Source organism: Actinocorallia longicatena, from assembly GCF_039534125.1.
In the GTDB taxonomy this organism is placed as follows: domain Bacteria; phylum Actinomycetota; class Actinomycetes; order Streptosporangiales; family Streptosporangiaceae; genus Actinocorallia; species Actinocorallia longicatena.
Window position 1 is genome coordinate 121,529 of the sequence record NZ_BAAAUV010000016.1, and the last position, 1,939, is coordinate 123,467.

A 1,939-nucleotide genomic window follows, 5' to 3' on the forward strand; every position below is an offset into this window, starting at 1 on the left:
GAATGCGGGTCCTTCTGCGGCTGACCCTGCTCTACAGCGTGATGTTCCTGGTCTCCGGCGCTGTCCTGCTGGCCCTCACCTACTTCCTCGTGACCCAGAGCGGGGCGGGCGTCTCGATGTCCAGCTTCAACACCTCGCCTTCGGGTGACCAGAGCTTCAGCAACATCTTCGTGGGCGACGGCACGCCGGAGGGCGTCCCGCTGACCGAGACCGAACGGCGGCTCATCGAGGCGGCCCGGCTGGGCGCCGCGCAGCAGCACGCGGAGTTCGGGCACCAGCTCCTCGTGAAGTCGGGCATCGCGCTGGCGATCATGTCGGTGATCTCGGCGGTGCTGGGCTGGCTGGTGGCCAGCCGGGTGCTGCGGCCGTTGCGGACCATGACCGACAGCATCCAGCTCATCTCGGCGCGGAACGTGCACGAGCGGCTGGCCTTCACCGGGCCGCGCGACGAGCTGAGGGCCCTCGCCGACACCGTGGACGGGCTGCTCGGCCGGCTGGAGACGGCGCTCGACTCGCACAAGAGGTTCGTCGCCAACGCCGCCCACGAGCTGAGGACGCCACTGACACTGGAGCACGCCCTGCTGGAGGAGGCCATCATCGATCCGGACGCGACGGTGGAGTCCTACCGGGAGCGCTTCGCCGATCTGGTGGTCGTCAGCGAGCAGCAGGCCAAGCTGCTGGAGTCGCTGCTGGTGCTGGCGACCAGCGAACGAGGCCTGGACCGTCCCGAGCCCGTCGACCTTTCCGAGCTCGTCGGAAACGTGCTGCGCGCGGCCGAGCCGAGGGCCTGCAAGCAGAACCTGACCATCGGGGAGTGGGTCCGGCCGGCACGGGTCACCGGTGACGCCGCCCTCGTGGAGCGGCTGGTCGCCAACCTGGTGGACAACGCGATGAGCTACAACATCCCGGACGGCCGGGTGGAGGTCGTCACCGGGGTCACGGGCGACGGCTGCTTCGTGGCGGTGACCAACACGGGGCCGCCCGTCCCGCCGGAGATGGTGGACCGGCTGCTCCATCCGTTCCAGCGGCTCCAGCGCACCGCGGGCGACGGCCACCACGGCCTGGGCCTGTCGATCGTGCAGACGATCGCCCTGGCGCATTCGGCGGAGCTGAGCGTGCGCGCCCGGTCCGAAGGCGGTCTCGCGATCCGGGTGGACTTCCCGGCGGAAAGGCAGCCCGCGATTTCCGGGTAGCCGCCTTTTGTGCCCGTCGTGTGACTGGCCTGAGCGTAGAACTTGAACCATGGCGACAATGACGAGCAGACACCGCCCGCTTCTGGTCCTTTCCGTATTCGCCCTGGCACTGGCCATGGGAATCGGGGGATGCGGCGGGGACGACAACGGCGACCCGGTCAGGAAGGACAAGGTCGCGGGATCCGCCGACGACGACGGGCCCTCGCCTCTGAAGTTCTCGCGATGCATGCGCGACCAGGGCTTCTCCTGGTACCCCGACCCCGACGCCGGGGGGAACCTGAGCGCGAACGAGCCGCAGGGCCTCGACCGGGCCAAGTACCAGCAGGCCCAGAAGAAATGCGAGGTGTACGCCCCCTGGGGCGGCGGCAGCGGCAACAAGAAGACCTCCGACGAGCTGGACAAGCTCCGGAAGGTGTCGCAGTGCATGCGGGAGCACGGATTCGCGAAGTTCCCCGACCCCGACGAGAACGGCAGCATCAACATCGACAAGGGCATGGGGATCTCTCCCGACGACCCCGCCCTCCAGAAGGCGCAGCAGGATTGCCAGAAGTACGCGCCGGAGCCGTGACCGGCCATTGCGCTGTTCAACTGCGCCGGTCCGGCGGTTGAACAGCCCCTTCCGCTGTTCGACTGCTCGCCTTGTTCTGCCGCTGGCGATGCGCTGGAATTTCGAGGCCGGCTAGGGGGACCGCATTGATGATTCTGCGTTCAGCAACGTGGCCGCGGATGCATAAGGAGACGAACCG

General features: G+C 68.3%; 2 protein-coding genes. Both read left to right on the forward strand.

Annotated features, from left to right (window positions below):
- Positions 1-2: 2 nt before the first annotated feature.
- Positions 3-1,193: a sensor histidine kinase gene (locus ABD785_RS27745; protein ID WP_344833967.1), complete on the forward strand. Its 1,191-nt coding sequence runs from the start codon at positions 3-5 to the stop codon at positions 1,191-1,193.
- A 58-nt stretch (positions 1,194-1,251) separates the two neighbouring features.
- Positions 1,252-1,761: a hypothetical protein gene (locus ABD785_RS27750; protein ID WP_344833970.1), complete on the forward strand. Its 510-nt coding sequence runs from the start codon at positions 1,252-1,254 to the stop codon at positions 1,759-1,761.
- The last annotated feature ends 178 nt before the right edge of the window (positions 1,762-1,939 follow it).